The organism is Sphingomonadaceae bacterium OTU29LAMAA1, from assembly GCA_024072375.1.
GTDB lineage: Bacteria > Pseudomonadota > Alphaproteobacteria > Sphingomonadales > Sphingomonadaceae > Sphingomonas.
The window spans coordinates 630,090-645,383 of the sequence record CP099617.1 but is presented as its reverse complement, the minus strand read 5'-3'; the positions used below and the strand labels follow the sequence as shown (position 1 = coordinate 645,383).

The 15,294-nt window shown below is 65.8% G+C and carries 18 protein-coding genes; 9 read left to right on the top strand and 9 right to left on the bottom strand.

Annotated features, from left to right (window positions below; genetic code table 11):
* Positions 1 to 85 precede the first annotated feature (85 nt).
* The 5 genes from NF699_03340 to NF699_03320 are packed head-to-tail and all read left to right on the top strand — an operon-like array spanning position 86 to position 5,174.
* Entirely contained in the window at positions 86 to 436 is a 351-nt protein-coding gene (locus NF699_03340; protein ID USU05748.1) for a response regulator, read from the top strand.
* Between the two features lie 59 nt (positions 437 to 495).
* A complete protein-coding gene (gene ilvD / locus NF699_03335) occupies positions 496 to 2,214 on the top strand; it encodes a dihydroxy-acid dehydratase (protein ID USU05747.1) in 1,719 nt (572 codons plus the stop codon).
* Positions 2,201 to 2,605: a hypothetical protein gene (locus tag NF699_03330; protein USU05746.1), complete on the top strand. Its 405-nt coding sequence runs from the start codon at positions 2,201 to 2,203 to the stop codon at positions 2,603 to 2,605. The genes ilvD and NF699_03330 overlap by 14 nt, the downstream gene beginning before the upstream one ends.
* Positions 2,602 to 3,990, top strand: coding sequence for an NAD(P)H-hydrate dehydratase (locus NF699_03325; protein USU05745.1), 1,389 nt, complete (start codon positions 2,602 to 2,604; stop codon positions 3,988 to 3,990). The genes NF699_03330 and NF699_03325 overlap by 4 nt, the downstream gene beginning before the upstream one ends.
* The gene (locus NF699_03320) at positions 3,987 to 5,174 is read left to right on the top strand and encodes a class I SAM-dependent RNA methyltransferase (GenBank protein USU05744.1); all 1,188 of its coding nucleotides are present in this window, start codon (positions 3,987 to 3,989) and stop codon (positions 5,172 to 5,174) included. Before NF699_03325 ends, NF699_03320 begins: the two co-directional genes overlap by 4 nt.
* Positions 5,175 to 5,186: 12 nt before the next feature.
* On the opposite strand, the gene truA is transcribed toward NF699_03320, so the two are convergent.
* Both truA and fmt read right to left on the bottom strand, forming a co-directional pair.
* A complete protein-coding gene (truA, locus tag NF699_03315) occupies positions 5,187 to 5,930 on the bottom strand; it encodes a tRNA pseudouridine(38-40) synthase TruA (protein ID USU05743.1) in 744 nt (247 codons plus the stop codon).
* The gene (gene fmt / locus NF699_03310) at positions 5,927 to 6,838 is read right to left on the bottom strand and encodes a methionyl-tRNA formyltransferase (protein ID USU05742.1); all 912 of its coding nucleotides are present in this window, start codon (positions 6,836 to 6,838) and stop codon (positions 5,927 to 5,929) included. Before fmt ends, truA begins: the two co-directional genes overlap by 4 nt.
* Positions 6,839 to 6,892: 54 nt before the next feature.
* Between fmt and recR the strand changes: the two genes are divergently transcribed.
* The 4 genes from recR (at position 6,893) to NF699_03290 (ending at position 9,976) form a co-directional block, all read left to right on the top strand.
* The gene (recR, locus tag NF699_03305; protein ID USU05741.1) at positions 6,893 to 7,489 is read left to right on the top strand and encodes a recombination mediator RecR; all 597 of its coding nucleotides are present in this window, start codon (positions 6,893 to 6,895) and stop codon (positions 7,487 to 7,489) included.
* A gap of 48 nt (positions 7,490 to 7,537) precedes the next feature.
* On the top strand, positions 7,538 to 8,059 hold the full coding sequence (def, locus tag NF699_03300) for a peptide deformylase (protein USU05740.1): 522 nt from the start codon (positions 7,538 to 7,540) through the stop codon (positions 8,057 to 8,059).
* Between the two features lie 229 nt (positions 8,060 to 8,288).
* A complete protein-coding gene (gene rmuC, locus NF699_03295; GenBank protein ID USU05739.1) occupies positions 8,289 to 9,734 on the top strand; it encodes a DNA recombination protein RmuC in 1,446 nt (481 codons plus the stop codon).
* Positions 9,735 to 9,745: 11 nt separating this feature from the next.
* Positions 9,746 to 9,976, top strand: a complete 231-nt coding sequence (locus NF699_03290; GenBank protein ID USU05738.1) for a hypothetical protein — start codon at positions 9,746 to 9,748, stop codon at positions 9,974 to 9,976.
* A 145-nt stretch (positions 9,977 to 10,121) separates the two neighbouring features.
* Here NF699_03290 and NF699_03285 read toward each other — a convergent pair whose 3' ends face one another.
* From NF699_03285 to NF699_03255, 7 genes are read right to left on the bottom strand one after another with little or no spacing between them, the layout of a single operon-like run.
* Positions 10,122 to 10,922, bottom strand: a complete 801-nt coding sequence (locus NF699_03285) for an RNA methyltransferase (protein USU05737.1) — start codon at positions 10,920 to 10,922, stop codon at positions 10,122 to 10,124.
* Between the two features lie 38 nt (positions 10,923 to 10,960).
* The gene (locus NF699_03280; GenBank protein USU05736.1) at positions 10,961 to 11,233 is read right to left on the bottom strand and encodes an HPr family phosphocarrier protein; all 273 of its coding nucleotides are present in this window, start codon (positions 11,231 to 11,233) and stop codon (positions 10,961 to 10,963) included.
* Positions 11,230 to 11,637, bottom strand: coding sequence for a PTS sugar transporter subunit IIA (locus NF699_03275; protein USU05735.1), 408 nt, complete (start codon positions 11,635 to 11,637; stop codon positions 11,230 to 11,232). Before NF699_03275 ends, NF699_03280 begins: the two co-directional genes overlap by 4 nt.
* 14 nt (positions 11,638 to 11,651) lie before the next feature.
* Positions 11,652 to 12,560 (bottom strand): RNase adapter RapZ, encoded by a 909-nt coding sequence (rapZ, locus tag NF699_03270; protein ID USU05734.1) that lies wholly within the window; start codon positions 12,558 to 12,560, stop codon positions 11,652 to 11,654.
* Positions 12,557 to 12,991, bottom strand: coding sequence for an HPr kinase/phosphatase C-terminal domain-containing protein (locus NF699_03265; GenBank protein USU05733.1), 435 nt, complete (start codon positions 12,989 to 12,991; stop codon positions 12,557 to 12,559). The genes rapZ and NF699_03265 overlap by 4 nt, the downstream gene beginning before the upstream one ends.
* 18 nt (positions 12,992 to 13,009) lie before the next feature.
* The gene (locus tag NF699_03260; GenBank protein ID USU05732.1) at positions 13,010 to 14,587 is read right to left on the bottom strand and encodes a sensor N-terminal transmembrane domain-containing protein; all 1,578 of its coding nucleotides are present in this window, start codon (positions 14,585 to 14,587) and stop codon (positions 13,010 to 13,012) included.
* Positions 14,556 to 15,263, bottom strand: a complete 708-nt coding sequence (locus NF699_03255) for a response regulator transcription factor (protein USU05731.1) — start codon at positions 15,261 to 15,263, stop codon at positions 14,556 to 14,558. Before NF699_03255 ends, NF699_03260 begins: the two co-directional genes overlap by 32 nt.
* Positions 15,264 to 15,294: the final 31 nt, after the last annotated feature.

Here is a 15,294-nt window from a genome sequence, read left to right as displayed (position 1 = left end):
AGGGGTGGAGCGGCAGGTTTCGTCCCGGGCTGCTCTTGCAAACAACATGTTGGCATTGCGCAACAACCGCGGGTAAGGACCATGCATGCCTTCCCCCATGCAGATCCTCATCGTCGAGGATGAACCGCTCATCGCGATGATGCTCGAGGATTTCCTCGAGGTTCTGGACAAGACCGCCGTCGGCACCGTCGATAGTGTCGCTAGCGCACTTGCACGCGTCGAAGGCGGCGGCATCGACGCCGCCATCCTCGACGTCAACCTGCGGGGCGGCGAGAAGAGCACGCCCGTCGCCGAAGCGCTCGCCGCACGCGACATTCCGTTCGTATTCGCCACCGGCGGCAGTGACGATAGCGTGGATGCCCAGTTCCGCGACCGCCCCGTGTTGCAGAAGCCTTTCACCATGGACGGCGTCGCGAAGGCTCTGGACGCGCTCTGAGCTAATTTTAGCGTAACAGACTTGCGTCGCGGGTTGGCTCGACGCAATAGCCTGTCGCCATGACCCAGTTCGACAAGACCCGCCTGCCGAGCCGCCACGTCTCGGTAGGACCAGAGCGCGCCCCGCATCGTAGCTATTATTACGCGATGGGGATCGCCGAAGAGGATATTGCCAAGCCCTTCGTCGCGCTGGCCAGTGCCGGCAACAATTCGGCGCCGTGCAATACGACGCTCGATGCGCAGGCCGATGCCGCGCAGGCGGGCGTCATCAACGGCGGCGGCATGCCGCGCCGGTTCAACACGATCACCGTCACCGACGGCATCGCGATGGGCCATCAGGGCATGAAAGCCTCGCTGGTCAGCCGTGAGGTGATCGCCGATTCGGTCGAGCTGTCCGTCCGCGGCCATTGCTACGACGCGCTCGTCGGTTTCGCCGGCTGCGACAAGTCACTCCCCGGCATGATGATGGCGATGCTGCGCCTCAACATCCCGTCGATCTTCGTTTATGGCGGATCGATCCTGCCCGGCCGCTTCCATAACCGGGACGTCACCGTCGTCGACGTGTTCGAAGTCGTCGGCAAATATGCCGCCGGCGCCTGTCCGCTGTCGGAAGTGCACGAGCTCGAAAAGGTCGCCTGCCCCGGTCACGGCGCGTGCGGCGGCCAGTTCACCGCCAACACCATGGCCTGCGTCGGCGAGGCGATCGGGCTCAGCCTGCCCAACAGCAACATGGTTCCCGCACCCTACAGCACGCGCGAACAGATCGCCGTTGCAGCCGGCGCGCAGGTGATGGAACTGGTCGCGAAGCAGCTGCGCCCACGCGATATCTGCACACGCGAAGCCTTCATCAACGCCGCCCGCGTCGTCGCCGCCACCGGCGGATCGACCAATGCCGCGCTCCACCTGCCCGCGATGGCCAGCGAGGCAGGCATCGACTTCGACCTGTTCGATGTCGCCGAAGCATTCAAGTCGACGCCCTATATCGCCGACCTCAAGCCCGGCGGGCAATATGTCGCCAAGGACATGTACGAGGCCGGCGGCGTCTACATGCTGATGAAGACGATGCTGAACGGCGGCCTGCTCGACGGCAATTGCATGACGGTTACGGGCAGGACTTTGGGCGAGAACATCGATCAGGTGACGTGGAACCCGGACCAAAAGGTCATCTATGACGTCAGTACCCCGCTGAGCCCGACCGGCGGCGTCGTCGGCCTGCGTGGCAGCCTGGCTCCCGATGGCGCGATCGTGAAGGTCGCCGGCATGCACCGCCTCCAGTTCGAAGGGCCGGCGCGCGTTTTCGATTGTGAGGAAGATTGCTTCGCCGCGGTCGAGGCGCGCAGCATCAACGAAGGTGAAGTCCTCATCATCCGCTATGAGGGGCCGAAGGGCGGCCCCGGCATGCGCGAGATGCTGTCGACCACCGCCGCGCTCTACGGCCTTGGCATGGGCGAAAAGGTCGCGCTCATCACCGACGGTCGCTTTTCCGGGGCCACCCGCGGTTTCTGCATCGGCCACGTCGGCCCCGAGGCCGCCGAGGGCGGTCCGATCGCGCTGGTCGAGGACGGCGACACGATCCGTATCGATGCCGAGGCCGGCACCATCGACCTCGTCGTCGAGGACGCCACGCTCGCGGCTCGCCGTGCCGCATGGCAACCGCGGGTGAACGATTACGGCTCGGGCGCATTGTGGCGCTATGCGCAGAACGTCGGTCCCGCATGGCAAGGCGCCGTTACCCACCCCGGCGCGAAAGCCGAAACCCACGTCTATGCGGATATTTGATCGCGGACTGGCGGCAGGAGCGTTGCTGCTCCTCGCCGGATGCGGAAATCCCGCGACACAGACCGCGAACGCCAACGTCCTCGCGCAGGCAGAGGCACAACAGGCGAAGGCCGCCGAGGATGACGGCAACATTCTTTGCGCCCGGGGTCAGGGCGCTTTGCAGCGCACTTGCACGATCGAACAGGTGCAAGGCCGGCACGGCCTGATCCTCACCCTGCGGCATTCCGACGGCGGGTTCCACCGCCTGTTGGTTACCAGGGACGGTCGCGGCGTCATCGCAGCGGATGGCGCGGAGGCGGCGCAGGTCACCATCCCCGACGCCGGGTCGATCGACGTATCGATCGGCGGTAGCCGTTATCGCCTGCCCGCGACGATCAAGAGCGGCGGGTGATTACCGTCCACGGCCAGCCCATCCTGACGACAGCCGGGATGCGCGCTGCCGAGGACGCCGCCATCGCCGCGGGCACCTCGGCCGAAACGCTTATGAACCGGGCGGGACAAGGGATCGCACAATCCGCCCGACGCCTCGCCGCGGGAGCCGACGTCCTGATCCTCTGCGGCCCCGGCAATAATGGCGGCAACGGCTATCTCGCCGCGGCGGCGCTGCACGCCGCCGGCGTTCCGGTTCGCGTAGCGGCAAACGCTGAACCGAGAACCAAAAACGCCCGCGGTGCGCGTAGCCGCTGGACCGGCATTATCGAGCCGCTCGACCAGACCCGCCCAGCCCCGATCCTGATCGACTGTGTCTTCGGCAGCGGCCTCACACGTCCCCTCGCGCCCGACCTCGATGCCGCCCTCGCACGTCTCGCCCGGGCGGCGCGCATCGTGATCGCGGCGGATCTTCCGAGCGGCACGAATGCCGACACTGCGGAAGCCCCCGTCTGGGCAAGACAAACCCCCGCCACCGTGACGCTCGCTCTCGGCGCGCCAAAGCCGGCCCATGTCCTCCACCCGGCCGCCGCGGCATGCGGTGCCATCCGCCTCATCGACCTCGGCATCGATCGCCCGGATGGCGTCACCATCGCTGCAAGACCCGATCTTCCGCAGCCAAGCCCTGAATCGCACAAATACACTCGCGGTATGGTTGCCATCGTCGCCGGCGCGATGGAGGGCGCCGCCCGTCTCGCAGCGGTCGCCGCACTGCGCAGCGGCGCCGGCTATGTGGCGCTCTACGGCGGCACCGGACAGGGTAGCCCGGACGCGATCGTTCATCGCCCCTACGATCCCGAAGCACTGGCCGACACGCGTATCGGCGCGATCCTCATCGGCCCGGGGCTCGGTCGCGACGATCGGGCCCGTACCTGTCTGGCCGCCCTGATCGAAGCCGACGGTCACCCGATCGTCATCGATGGCGACGCGCTCCACCTCCTCGACCCCGACGCGCTGAGGGCGCGTAAGAACGCCGTCATCCTCACTCCCCACGCAGGCGAGTTCAACGCCCTGTTCGGCACCCCCGAAGGCTCGTTGCTCGATCACGCCCGCATCGCTGCAACCCGCGCCAATGCGATCGTGGTGTTGAAAGGCCCCACCACGATCGTCGCCAGCGCGACCCGAACGATCGTCCACCCTGGCGGCAATCCGTGGCTTTCCACCGCCGGCACCGGCGACGTTCTCGCCGGCACGATCGCGGCACAGCTCGCTTATCCGAATGCCGATCCGCTCACCGCCGCCAGCGCTGGCACATGGCTCCACGCCCGCGCCGCGGCGTTTTGCGGCAACAGCTTCATCGCCGACGACTTGGCAAACGCGCTCACCGCCGCCAGAGCCAGCGCATGACATCCGACAACATGATCCTGCGCGTCGCCGCCCGCGGCGATGGCGTCACCGGGGACGGTCGCCACGCCGCCTTCGCCGCGCCCGGCGACCTGCTGGGCGACGATGGCACGCTGACGTTTGGTCCACATCACCAGGTTGCACCGTGCCGCCACTTCCCCGAATGCGGCGGTTGCCAGCTCCAGCACCTCGACGACGAAGCCTATGCCGCCTTCGTCACCGATCGCGTCGCCAGCGCGCTCGACGGGCAGGATCTGACCGCAACACTGCGCCCGCCGCTCGTTTCACCACCGAACACCCGCCGTCGCGCTACGCTGCACGCGGAAGGGAAGGGCGGTCGCGTCACGCTCGGCTTCACCGCCGAAAAGAGCCATGACATTGTCGACATGCGCGAATGCCACGTTCTCGCGCCCGAATTGTTCGCCGTCGTCGCGCCCCTGAGAGCACTTTTACAAAAACTCGGCTTCAAACGCCGCGGCGACGTGCACCTGACGCTGTCCGACCAGGGCCCGGACGTGATGGTCACCAACCTGACCGCCGACGGCCTCGCTGCTGCGGAGAGGATAACCGACTTCTGCGAACGTCACGGCGTCGCGCGCTTCACGCTCGACAGCGGCGACGGTCCGGAGACACGCTGGGAACCGCAGCCGGTGACGATCACGCTCGGTGGTATCCCGGTCCCGCTGCCGCCGGCATCCTTTCTGCAGGCGACGCAGGAAGGCGAGGACGCGCTTGTCGCCGCGATGCGGGAAGCGACCAGGGGCGCGGCCACGATCGCCGACCTGTTCGCCGGCCTCGGCACCTTCACTCTCGCACTTCCCGCACGTGTCTATGCTGCGGAGGGCGCACGCGATGCCGTATTCTCCCTGAAAGCCGCCGCAGGCATCCGCCAGATGCAGGTCTTCACGGAACACCGGGACCTCTACCGTCGTCCGCTGACCGTTCCCGAACTCGACCGTTTCGACGCGATCGTCATCGATCCTCCCCGCGCCGGTGCCCGCGACCAGACCGAAGCGCTCGCCGCTTGCCAGTCGAAGGTGATCGGCTACGTTTCCTGCAATCCCAGCAGCTTCGCCCGTGACGCCAAGCTCCTGATCGAGGGCGGCTGGCGCATCGACTGGATTCAGCCCGTCGGCCAGTTCCGTTGGTCCACCCATGTAGAACTGGCCGCGCGCTTCGTTCGATAGGGCAGCGCCTCCTCAAACAGGGTAGGTGGCGGCCACGAAGAACAAGCCATCGGGCGGCGCATTCAGTCCCAGCTGCGCCCGATCCCGCGCGTCCAACGCCTCGGCGACCTGATCCACCGACCAGCGCCCCATACCCACCAACGCCAGACACCCGACCATCGACCGCACCTGATGATGCAGGAACGACCGCGCAGCGGCCCGCACGGCGATCCGCTCTCCTGAACGCTCGACAGTCAGGACATCCAGCGTTCGGACCGGAGAATCCGCCTGACAGTGCGCCGACCGGAACGTCGTGAAATCATGCCGCCCGACGAGCACCGCCGCCGCCGCCGCCATCGCGGTATCATCCAGTGGTTGGGGCACCTGCCATGCCAGTCCGGCCTCCCACGTCAACGGCGCGCGCCGATTGACGATTCGATACTCATAGGCGCGCCCCAGGCACGAAAATCGCGCATGCCAATCGTCCGCCACTACGACGCAGTCGAGGACCGCAACCGGGTTCGGCCGCACCCGCGCGTTCAGCGCTTCCATCAAGCGGAATGGCGTGATGGCCCTGACGATATCGACATGCGCCCGCATTCCAAGCCCATGCACGCCCGCATCGGTCCGCCCGGCCGCATGCACCGCCGTCCGCTCGCCGGTCACGAGGAACACCGCCTCTTCCAGTGCCGCCTGCACGCTCGGCCCATGCTTCTGCCGCTGCCAACCCATGAACGGCCGGCCATCATATTCCACCGTCAGCGCGAATCGCGTCAAAGTTGGGTCCCCGATCGTACCGGAAACCCGCGCAACAGGTCGGCCGTGCTGGTCACCCCGCGCCCGGCGCGCTGCACCGACGTCGGTCGGATCGCGCCATCCCCGCATGCGATCGTCAGCCCCGCATCGACGGTCGTACCCTCGCCGCCGGGGAAGCTGAACGGCAACACCTCCGCTGCCAGCACCTTCACCCGCTCGCCAGCCACCTCGAACCAGGCGCCCGGGGCGGGGTTCATCGCCCGCACCAGCCGCTCGACCTCTATCGCACTCCGGGTGAAGTCGATCCGCGCCTCCGCCTTGTCGATCTTGCTGGCATAGGTCACACCCTCGTCCGGTTGCGCTACGGCGGGATGCGCCTTGAGATCGCGCAGCACCTCCACCATCAGCCGTGCGCCCAATGCCGCCAGTTCCCGGGTCAGCGCGCCAGCCGTCTTGCCCTCGACGGCGACACGTCCCTCCAGTCGAACCGGTCCGGTATCGAGTCCCGCTTCCATCTGCATGATGCCGACCCCCGTCTCGGCGTCTCCGGCCAGGATCGCCCGCTGCACCGGCGCCGCGCCACGCCAGCGCGGCAACAGCGATCCATGCACGTTCAGACAGCCATGCACCGGCGCGTCCAGAACGGCCCGCGGCAGGATCAGGCCGTAGGCCGCTACTATTGCCACGTCCGCGCCGAGGTCGGCAAACGCCGCCTGTTCCTCCGCTCCCTTCAGACTGACCGGGTGCCGAACGGGAATGCCAAGCGCCTCCGCCCGGCTCTGCACCGGAGACGTCACCGTTTCACGCCCGCGTCGACCGCCCGGCCGCGGCGGCTGGCTGTACGCCGCGACGACATCGTGGCCCGCATCCACCAGCGCCTCCAGCGTCGGCACCGCGAAGTCCGGAGTTCCCATGAAGATGATCCGCATCGCCGCCTTCAACGCGCTGGCGGGCGGGCGCGCAACCCCCTATCTGTTCTGGCTATGGCGTCTCCCGAAATCGAAGCCCTGACCCAGGCGCTGGCACGTCTTCCCGGCCTCGGCCCGCGCTCGGCCCGCCGCGCCGTGCTTCACCTGCTCAAGAAGCGTGAAGCCGCGCTTGGTCCGTTGCGCGCCGCGCTGGAAGCGGTCGACGAACGGCTTGAGACCTGCGCCACCTGCGGCAACGTCGACACCGCCAACCCGTGCGCGATCTGCGCCGACCCGCGCCGCGACCAGCGCTCGCTCTGCGTGGTCGAGGAAGTCGCCGACCTATGGGCGCTTGAACGCTCGCGTCTGTTCCCTGGCCGGTTCCACGTCCTCGGCGGTCGCCTGTCCGCGCTCGAAGGCGTTCGCCCCGAAGACCTTTCGATCGACGCCCTCGTCACCCGCGTCGAGGCCGGCGGCATCGACGAGGTCGTGCTGGCGATGAACGCTACCCTCGAAGGCCAGACCACGGCGCATTACCTCGCAGAGCGCATCGAACGCTTGCCCGTCCGCGTCACCCAGCTCGCCCATGGCCTGCCGGTGGGGGGAGAACTGGATTACCTCGATGAAGGCACCCTCGCGCAGGCGCTGCGAGCGCGACGTCCCGTTGCCTGACGCCCCACAATCTTGACGCATCCTGACGACCGACCTAGCTCACCCCTCATGGCAGTCCTCCCTATCGTCGAAGTCCCCGATCCGCGCCTGCGCGTCATCTCCAAGCCCGTCGAGGCGATCACTGACGACACGCGCGCGTTCGTGTCCGACATGATCGACACGATGTACGCCGCCAACGGCATCGGCCTTGCCGCGATACAGGTCGGAATCGACAGCCGCATTCTCGTCATCGATCTGCAGGACGAAAAGGACGAGGACGACAAGCCGATCAAGGCGCCTCACGCGTATATCAACCCCGAAATCCTCTCGGTCAGCGAAGAGACGAGCACGTATAACGAAGGTTGCCTGTCGATCCCGGAGCAATACGCCGACGTCGCCCGTCCCGCCGCCTGCCGCGTTCGCTGGCAGGATGAACAGGGCGCGACGCATGAGGAAGACCTCACCGGCCTGCTCGCCACCTGCATGCAGCACGAGATCGATCACCTGAACGGCGTATTGTTCATCGACCACATCAGCCGCCTCAAGCGCGACATGGTGATGAAGAAGCTGACCAAGATGCGCCGCGGCTGATCCATAGGAAAGCCGCCACACCTCCCCCGTCATCCCCGACGTGTTCCGGGGCCACTTCGCGGATGGGAGAAAAGCAGGAGGCGTGGGCGGGCTGGTCGTGGACGGGTTGATCCCCGAACACGTCCGGGGCGCCGGCCGTGCAGGAACGGGTTCTTGCCAATAGTAAATTTCCCTGTCGCCAACCACACGTTCGACGTATGTTCCCGCCACAACAAGGGAAACGCAGTCGTTGGACCAGTCGCTCATCATCGCCATTTTGGCCCTCGTCGTCGGCCTCGTCATCGGGTGGCTGCTCGCAAACCGCAAAGCCGCCACGCTGGCCGCCGATCTTGCGGTAGCGCAGAGCAGGGCTGCCGACGCCGACCTGGTCCGCCAGACTCGCGACGCCGTCGAACGTGAACGCAACGACGCGATCCGCGATCTTGCCGCCCTCCGCGCCCAGGCCGAAGACCGCATCGCCACCGCCGAATCGCTTCGCATTGAACTGACGACCATCCGCGCCGACCGCGACGCTGCGCGAGCCGACCTAGCCACGCTGAAGGCGCAGCACGAAGCCTTCGAAACCCGCCTAGCCGACATGCGCGAGGCGAAGGATCTGATGGCCACCCAGTTCAACGATCTTGCTAACAAGGCGCTGACCGACGCGCAAAAGGCGTTCCTGGAGCGTGCTGAAGCGCGCTTTCGTCAGTCCGAGGAACTCGCCGGGACCAACCTCAAGTCACTGCTTCAGCCGGTGAACGATCGCCTGCTGCGCTACGAAGAGGGTGTCGCCAAGGTCGAGGCGGAACGCCGCGACGCCTTCGGCGACCTCAAGGGCCAGATCGAACAGATGCGCCTCGGTCAGGAACGCGTCTCCGGCGAAGCCGCCAAGCTCGTCAACGCGCTCCGCAATGCCCCCAAGGCCCGGGGCCGTTGGGGCGAACAGCAATTGCGCAATGTGCTGGAGAGCTGCGGTCTTGCAGAGCACACCGATTTCGCGATGGAAGTCAGCGTGGCCGACGGGGAGGGCGGTCGCCTGCGCCCCGACGCGATCGTCACCATACCAGGCGGCAAGTCGCTGATCATCGATGCCAAGGTATCTCTCAACGCCTATCAGGATGCGTTTGGCGCCGTAGACGAGGCCGATCGTAAGGCCGGTCTCATCGCCCATGCCACATCGATCCGGGCGCATGTCAACGGTCTGTCGGCGAAAAGCTACTGGTCGCAATTTGCCGATACGCCGGATTACGTCATCATGTTCATCCCGGGAGAGCATTTTCTTTCCGCGGCACTCGAACACGACCACGAGATCTGGCAGTTCGCTTTCGATAAGCGGGTTCTTCTGGCGACACCGACCAACCTTGTCGCCATCGCGCGCACCGTCGCTGCGGTCTGGCGTCAGGAAAAGCTCGCCACCGAAGCTCGCGCCATCGGTGTCCTCGGCAAGGAGCTCTACGATCGTCTCGCCAAGGCCGGCGAGGACCTTCGCAAGGTCGGCAGCGGCCTCACCACGGCCGTCAACAATTACAACAGCTTCGTCTCCAGCTTCGAAAGCCGGGCGCTGGTTTCGGCGCGCAAGTTCCGCGACCTCAATATCGAACCCGGCGCGCGCGAAATCAGCGTACTGGAACCGGTCGAGGCGCTCGCACGCTACGGTGACGAGCAGCCGCCACGCCTCTCGGACGCGGCGCAATAGGGGGCGATACGATGCGCGAAATGTATGACGGCGACTTGGTCATGGACCGGGACGGCAGTGTATCGGGCATGATCGCCGGTGATGTGATCGTCCGGTCCGGCCGTGAGGTCCGCATCAGCGGCATGGTGGCCGGCGATGTGATTATCGAGGACGGCGCAATCGTCCACATCAGTGGCATGGTATCCGGTAGGATCATCGATCACGGCGGCGAGGTCCGCATATCGGGTATGGTTCGAGGCTAAATCAGACCGAGCTGGCTGCGCTTACATCTCGCTCGTCTATCGCTAGAGTAGAGATAAAGACGGACGACACACGAGCCGTTTGACGACCTGAGGGCAAACTGGCGGCTCGGATCAAGGCCTGAAATGTCATCGCTCTTGCGCTCGATCAGCCCCGCTGCTGCGCGAGTACTTCATACGCCATGACAGCGGTCGCCACCGCCGCGTTCAGGCTATCGGCCTTGCCCAGCATTGGGATCTTGACCAGCAGGTCGCACGCCTCGGAATAATCCGCGGGCATTCCCTGCGCCTCGTTGCCGGTCAGCAGGAACGCTGGAGCCTCGTAACGCGCGCCGCGATAGTCATGTTCGGTGTCGAGGCTCAATCCCACCAACTGTCCTGGCCCTTGCCGCAGCCAGTCGAGGAACGGCTGCCACTCGCTCTTGACCACCGGCACCGTGAACAGCGCGCCCATGCTCGCGCGCACCGCCTCCACCGAAAACGGATCGACGCATTCGCCGATCAGGATCAGCCCCCCGGCACCGACCGCATCGGCGGTCCGCAGAATGGTTCCCAGATTGCCGGGATCGCGCAGCCGCTCCGCCACCAGCCATATTCCCGCCGATGCCCGATCAAGGTCTTCGAGCTTGGCAGCAAACTCGTCAAACACGCCGACGACCGCTTGCGGATTATCCTTCCCCGACAGCTTCGACAGAATATCAGGCGTGGTCTGGATCGATTCGCCGCCCGCCATTTCCACTTCGATCGAAAGGCCATGCACCAGCGGATGGTCGGCATTGCCCGCTGCGTAGAACAGGATGCTTGGTAGTCGCCCGGTATCACGCGCCTCCGTCAGGATGCGCAATCCCTCCGCCATGAACTGGCGCGAACCCCTGCGATGCTTTTTGTCGCGCAACTCGCGCGCGTACTTTACCAGAGGGTTTGAAAAGGCGGTAATCTCACGGGGCATGGATTACCCCTCCGGCAGGAAGCCCTGCCTGTGCAAGCCTAATCTTCCCCGAACTTGGCCTCAACGAGATCGACCAACGCCCCGACGGCCGCCTCCGCACCCTCGCCGGCTGCGCTGATCGTGATCTTGTCGCCCTTGGCGGCGCCGAGCATCATCAGCCCCATGATCGAGGTGCCGGTCACGGCACCATCGTCCTTGCGAACATGCACCTCGCACGACTGACTGGAGGCAAGAGTGACGAACTTCGCACTCGCGCGCGCATGCAATCCGCGCTTGTTGGTAATCAGGACGGTGCGGGTGACTTCGCTCATGCCGCAGCCTCTCCCAGAACCTCGGATGCCACGGAGATATACTTGCGGCCGGCCTCGCGCGCCGCGGCAACTGCCTCGACGACCTTCATGGACTTGCGCGCAGATCCCAGACGGATCAGCATCGGCAGGTTCATTCCCGCGATCACCTCGACCCGTCCGCGCTCCATCAGCGATATCGCGAGGTTGGATGGCGTGCCCCCGAACAGGTCGGTCAGCACGATCACACCACGGCCGACATCGACCGCGGCGATGGCAGCGGCGATATCGGCGCGCCGCTCCTCCATGTCGTCGTCGGGACCTATCGCGATCGTCGCCACACGGTCCTGCGGGCCGACGACGTGGACCATCGCGGTCACAAATTCCTCGGCGAGCCGCCCGTGCGTCACCAGAACGAGGCCAATCATCTCAGATACGTTACTCATGTGCTGGCCGGCGGCCCCTCGAGCGAGTCCTGCGGTGCGGCCTCCAGGTCGCGATGCGTGATGGTGGGCGAAAAACCTGCCGCGCGCAACCGGGCAGCGAGGTGCTCGGCGACATGGACCGACCGATGTCTCCCTCCGGTACATCCGATCGCGACGCTCAAGTAGGATTTACCCTCGGCGCGATAGCGGGGAATCAGCAGTTCGAGCAGTGCGCCGATCTGTTCCATAGCCAGTGGATAGGCGGGGTCTTCGGCGACATACGCCGCCACCTTCGGGTCCAGCCCGGTCCCGGGCCGCAGTTCGGGGTTCCAGTGCGGGTTGCGCAGGAACCGCATGTCGAACACCAGATCGGCATTGCGTGGCAATCCGCGCGCGAAGCCGAACGACTGGACCGACAGCACGGGCGCGTCGTTGCCGCGATCGGCAAAGGTCGCGCGAACCTGCTGCGCCAAGCTATGGGCGGTAAGATCCGTGGTGTCGATCAGTCGGTTCGCCCAATCGCGGAGCGGCCGCAGCAATTCACGCTCGCGCGCGATCCCGTCGCCCGCCGGCCGGTCGGGGGCCAGCGGATGCCGCCGGCGAGTCTCTGAGTAGCGCCGTTCCAGTTCCGATCCCGAACAGTCAAGGAACAGCATGCCGATATCGAGGCCATGAACATCGCGCAGGACGCGAATGCGCTCGACGATCCGCACCGGATCAAAATCCCGCGTCTGCGTGCCAATCCCGATCGCCAGCGGATGACCGTCGTCGGCGTGCCCGGCCGCCAACGGGGCTTCCAGCAGACGGTCGAGCAAGACCAGCGGCAGGTTGTCGACGACCTCCCAGCCTAGATCTTCCAATGTCTTGAGTACCGTCGATTTACCGGCTCCCGACAGGCCGGTGACGAGCAGGATATCCTTGGTCATGCGGGAGTTGCCTCCGGCTGACGGAGCGTCCATTCGATCTTGATCGGGGTCGACGCATGAAAAGCCTCGAAGGCGACTTCACGCACGATTACGCCGGCGATACGCCGCTGGCGTCGCTCAGGCATTCGCATGGGTTCGACGCCAAGTCGTACGATCAGGTTCACCGGTATGTCCTCGACGTGCTCCATCGTCACGATGCCAATGCCGCGCACCTCCATCCGGCCGCGGATCGTGCCGGGCGCGCGTGCCAGCAGGTCCTTGCCCTTACGCACCAGCAGCGTCTGGTCGTCGCTGATCAGCATGGCACCACGGTCGATCAGGCGCAGTGCGAGGTCGGACTTGCCTGTGCCCGATACGCCCTCCAGCAATACGGCGCGTCCGTCGATCGCAATGCTGGTCGCATGCAAGATTTCCGATGACAGAATGGCCATGGCTCCGTTCGATGTTGCCTATCGTTCGTCAGCGAGCGGCAAGCGGACGACAAAACGGGCGCCACTCAACCGATCCTCGCGTGATTCGACGGCGATGTCGCCCTGATGCGCTTCGACGATGGTTCGTGCAATGGCGAGGCCGAGGCCCGAATGCTGTCCGAACTCCTCCCCCTCTGGCCGGATCGACTGGAAGCGTCGGAAAATCGACTCACGCGCTTCATCCGGCACGCCCGGTCCCTCGTCCTCGATCCGGACCACCAGATCACTTCCATCGCGCACCGCCGCAATCGCGATCAGCCCGCCGTCCGGCGAAAAGGACACGGCGTTATCAATGAGGTTGTCGAACACGCGCTCCAGCCGCGCGCCCTCGCCAAGTGTGATTAGCGCCCCCCCTTGATGATCGAAGCGCAATCGCACGCCACGCTCCACGTCGCGGGCAATCCGCTGGTCGACCAGCGCGCGCAGCATGGCCGCTATATCCAGCGGCTCGAACTTGGCGCGGCTCAGTTGCGCATCCAGCCGAGAGGCTTCCGAGATATCGGTAATCAATCGATTTAGGCGGTGGACGTCGTCTCTGACTATTTTTAGCAGGCGGGCCTGTAAGTCGGGATCCTTCACCGCGCCCAGCCCCTCGACGGCGGATCGCAGCGAGGCGAGGGGGTTCTTCATTTCGTGCGTGACATCCGCGGCGAACGCCTCGGTCGCGTCGATGCGGGCACGCAGCGCCAGGCTCATGTCCGACAGGGCGCGAGCCAGGCTGCCGATCTCATCCCGCCGTGACGGTAGCCGCGGGACCACCACCTCGCGCGCGCGCCCCAGCCGAACCCGCACCGCCGCCCGCGCGAGCCGCCTGAGCGGCCGCACGATCGTCCGGGCGAGGAACAGCGACAACAGCACCGATACGATCGTCACCACCAGCAGGACGAGGCTCAGCCGAAATCGCTCGATCCGGACTGTCTGCGTGATGTCGCGCGCATTGACCGTCGTCATGACGATCGGGCCACCCGGCACGGGTGCCGCGGCCGTGACCACCGGCGTCCGATCGGGCGCGCGCCACACACTGGCCGACGCGACTTTCCCATGACGGATCGCCCGGACGTCCGGCCATTCGCGCCCGTCGACGCGCTCGCGATAGAGGGGAGGGCGGGCGGCACTCACCACCGTATCGATTCCGGCGTCGAGAAACCGCGCGATCGTCTGGTCCCATGCCTGCTTGTCGGGATCGAGCAGGGTCACATTGCGCACGCCCAGATCGCGGCTGTCGGCCACCGTCTGCCCGGCGCCATCGATCAACCGCAATCGCGCACCGGTATCCCGCGCGAGCCGCATCATCAGCGCATTGCGCTGATCCGTCCCGACCATCGCCAGCGCCTCCCCGATCAACCGTGCCTCGCGGCTTGCCTGCGCGACGCGACCGTCGACGATGCGGCTGCGATACGAGTCGAGGTAGAAGAAGCCACCCGCGAGCAGCAGCAATGCGAAGATGTTGACCGCCAGAATACGCCGGGTGAGCGAAATCTGCCCCGACCAGCGCAGCGCGAGATCGCCACCTTCCGGCCGCAGATCACTCCTCGGAGAATCGGTAGCCGGCGCCATACAATGTCTCGATCGCGTCGAAGGTCGGATCGACCTGCCGGAATTTACGGCGCAGACGCTTGATGTGGCTGTCGATGGTGCGATCGTCGACATAGATATCGTCGTGATAGGCGGCATCCATCAACTGGTTGCGCGTCTTCACGATGCCGGGCCGCTGTGCCAGTGTCTCAAGAATCAGAAACTCGGTGACGGTCAGCGTCACGGGCTCGTCGCCCCACGTCGTCCGATGCCGGGCGGGGTCCATCGACAGGCGTCCGCGGACCAGCGGTCCGGCCCCCGTCGCCGCATCCTCCTCGATCGGGGATGTCGCCAGTTCGGTGCGACGCAGGATCGCCCGGATGCGCGCGATCAGCAGCCGCTGGCTGAAGGGCTTGGCGATATAATCGTCCGCACCCATCGCCAGGCCCAGCGCCTCGTCCAGCTCGTCGTCCTTGCTGGTGAGGAAGATCACCGGGATGTGGCTCTTCTCGCGGAGACGGCGGAGCAGTTCCAGTCCGTCCATCCGCGGCATCTTGATGTCGAAGATGGCGAGATCCGGCGGATTGTCGGTCAGCGCCTTCAATGCGGTCTCGCCATCCGAATAGACGCGGGTCAGGAACCCCTCTGTCTGGAGGGCGATCGACACCGACGTCAGGATATTGCGGTCGTCGTCGACCAGCGCGATCGTCGCCGTCATGCGGAAAGGAACCTCGGGGCCATCGACCCGC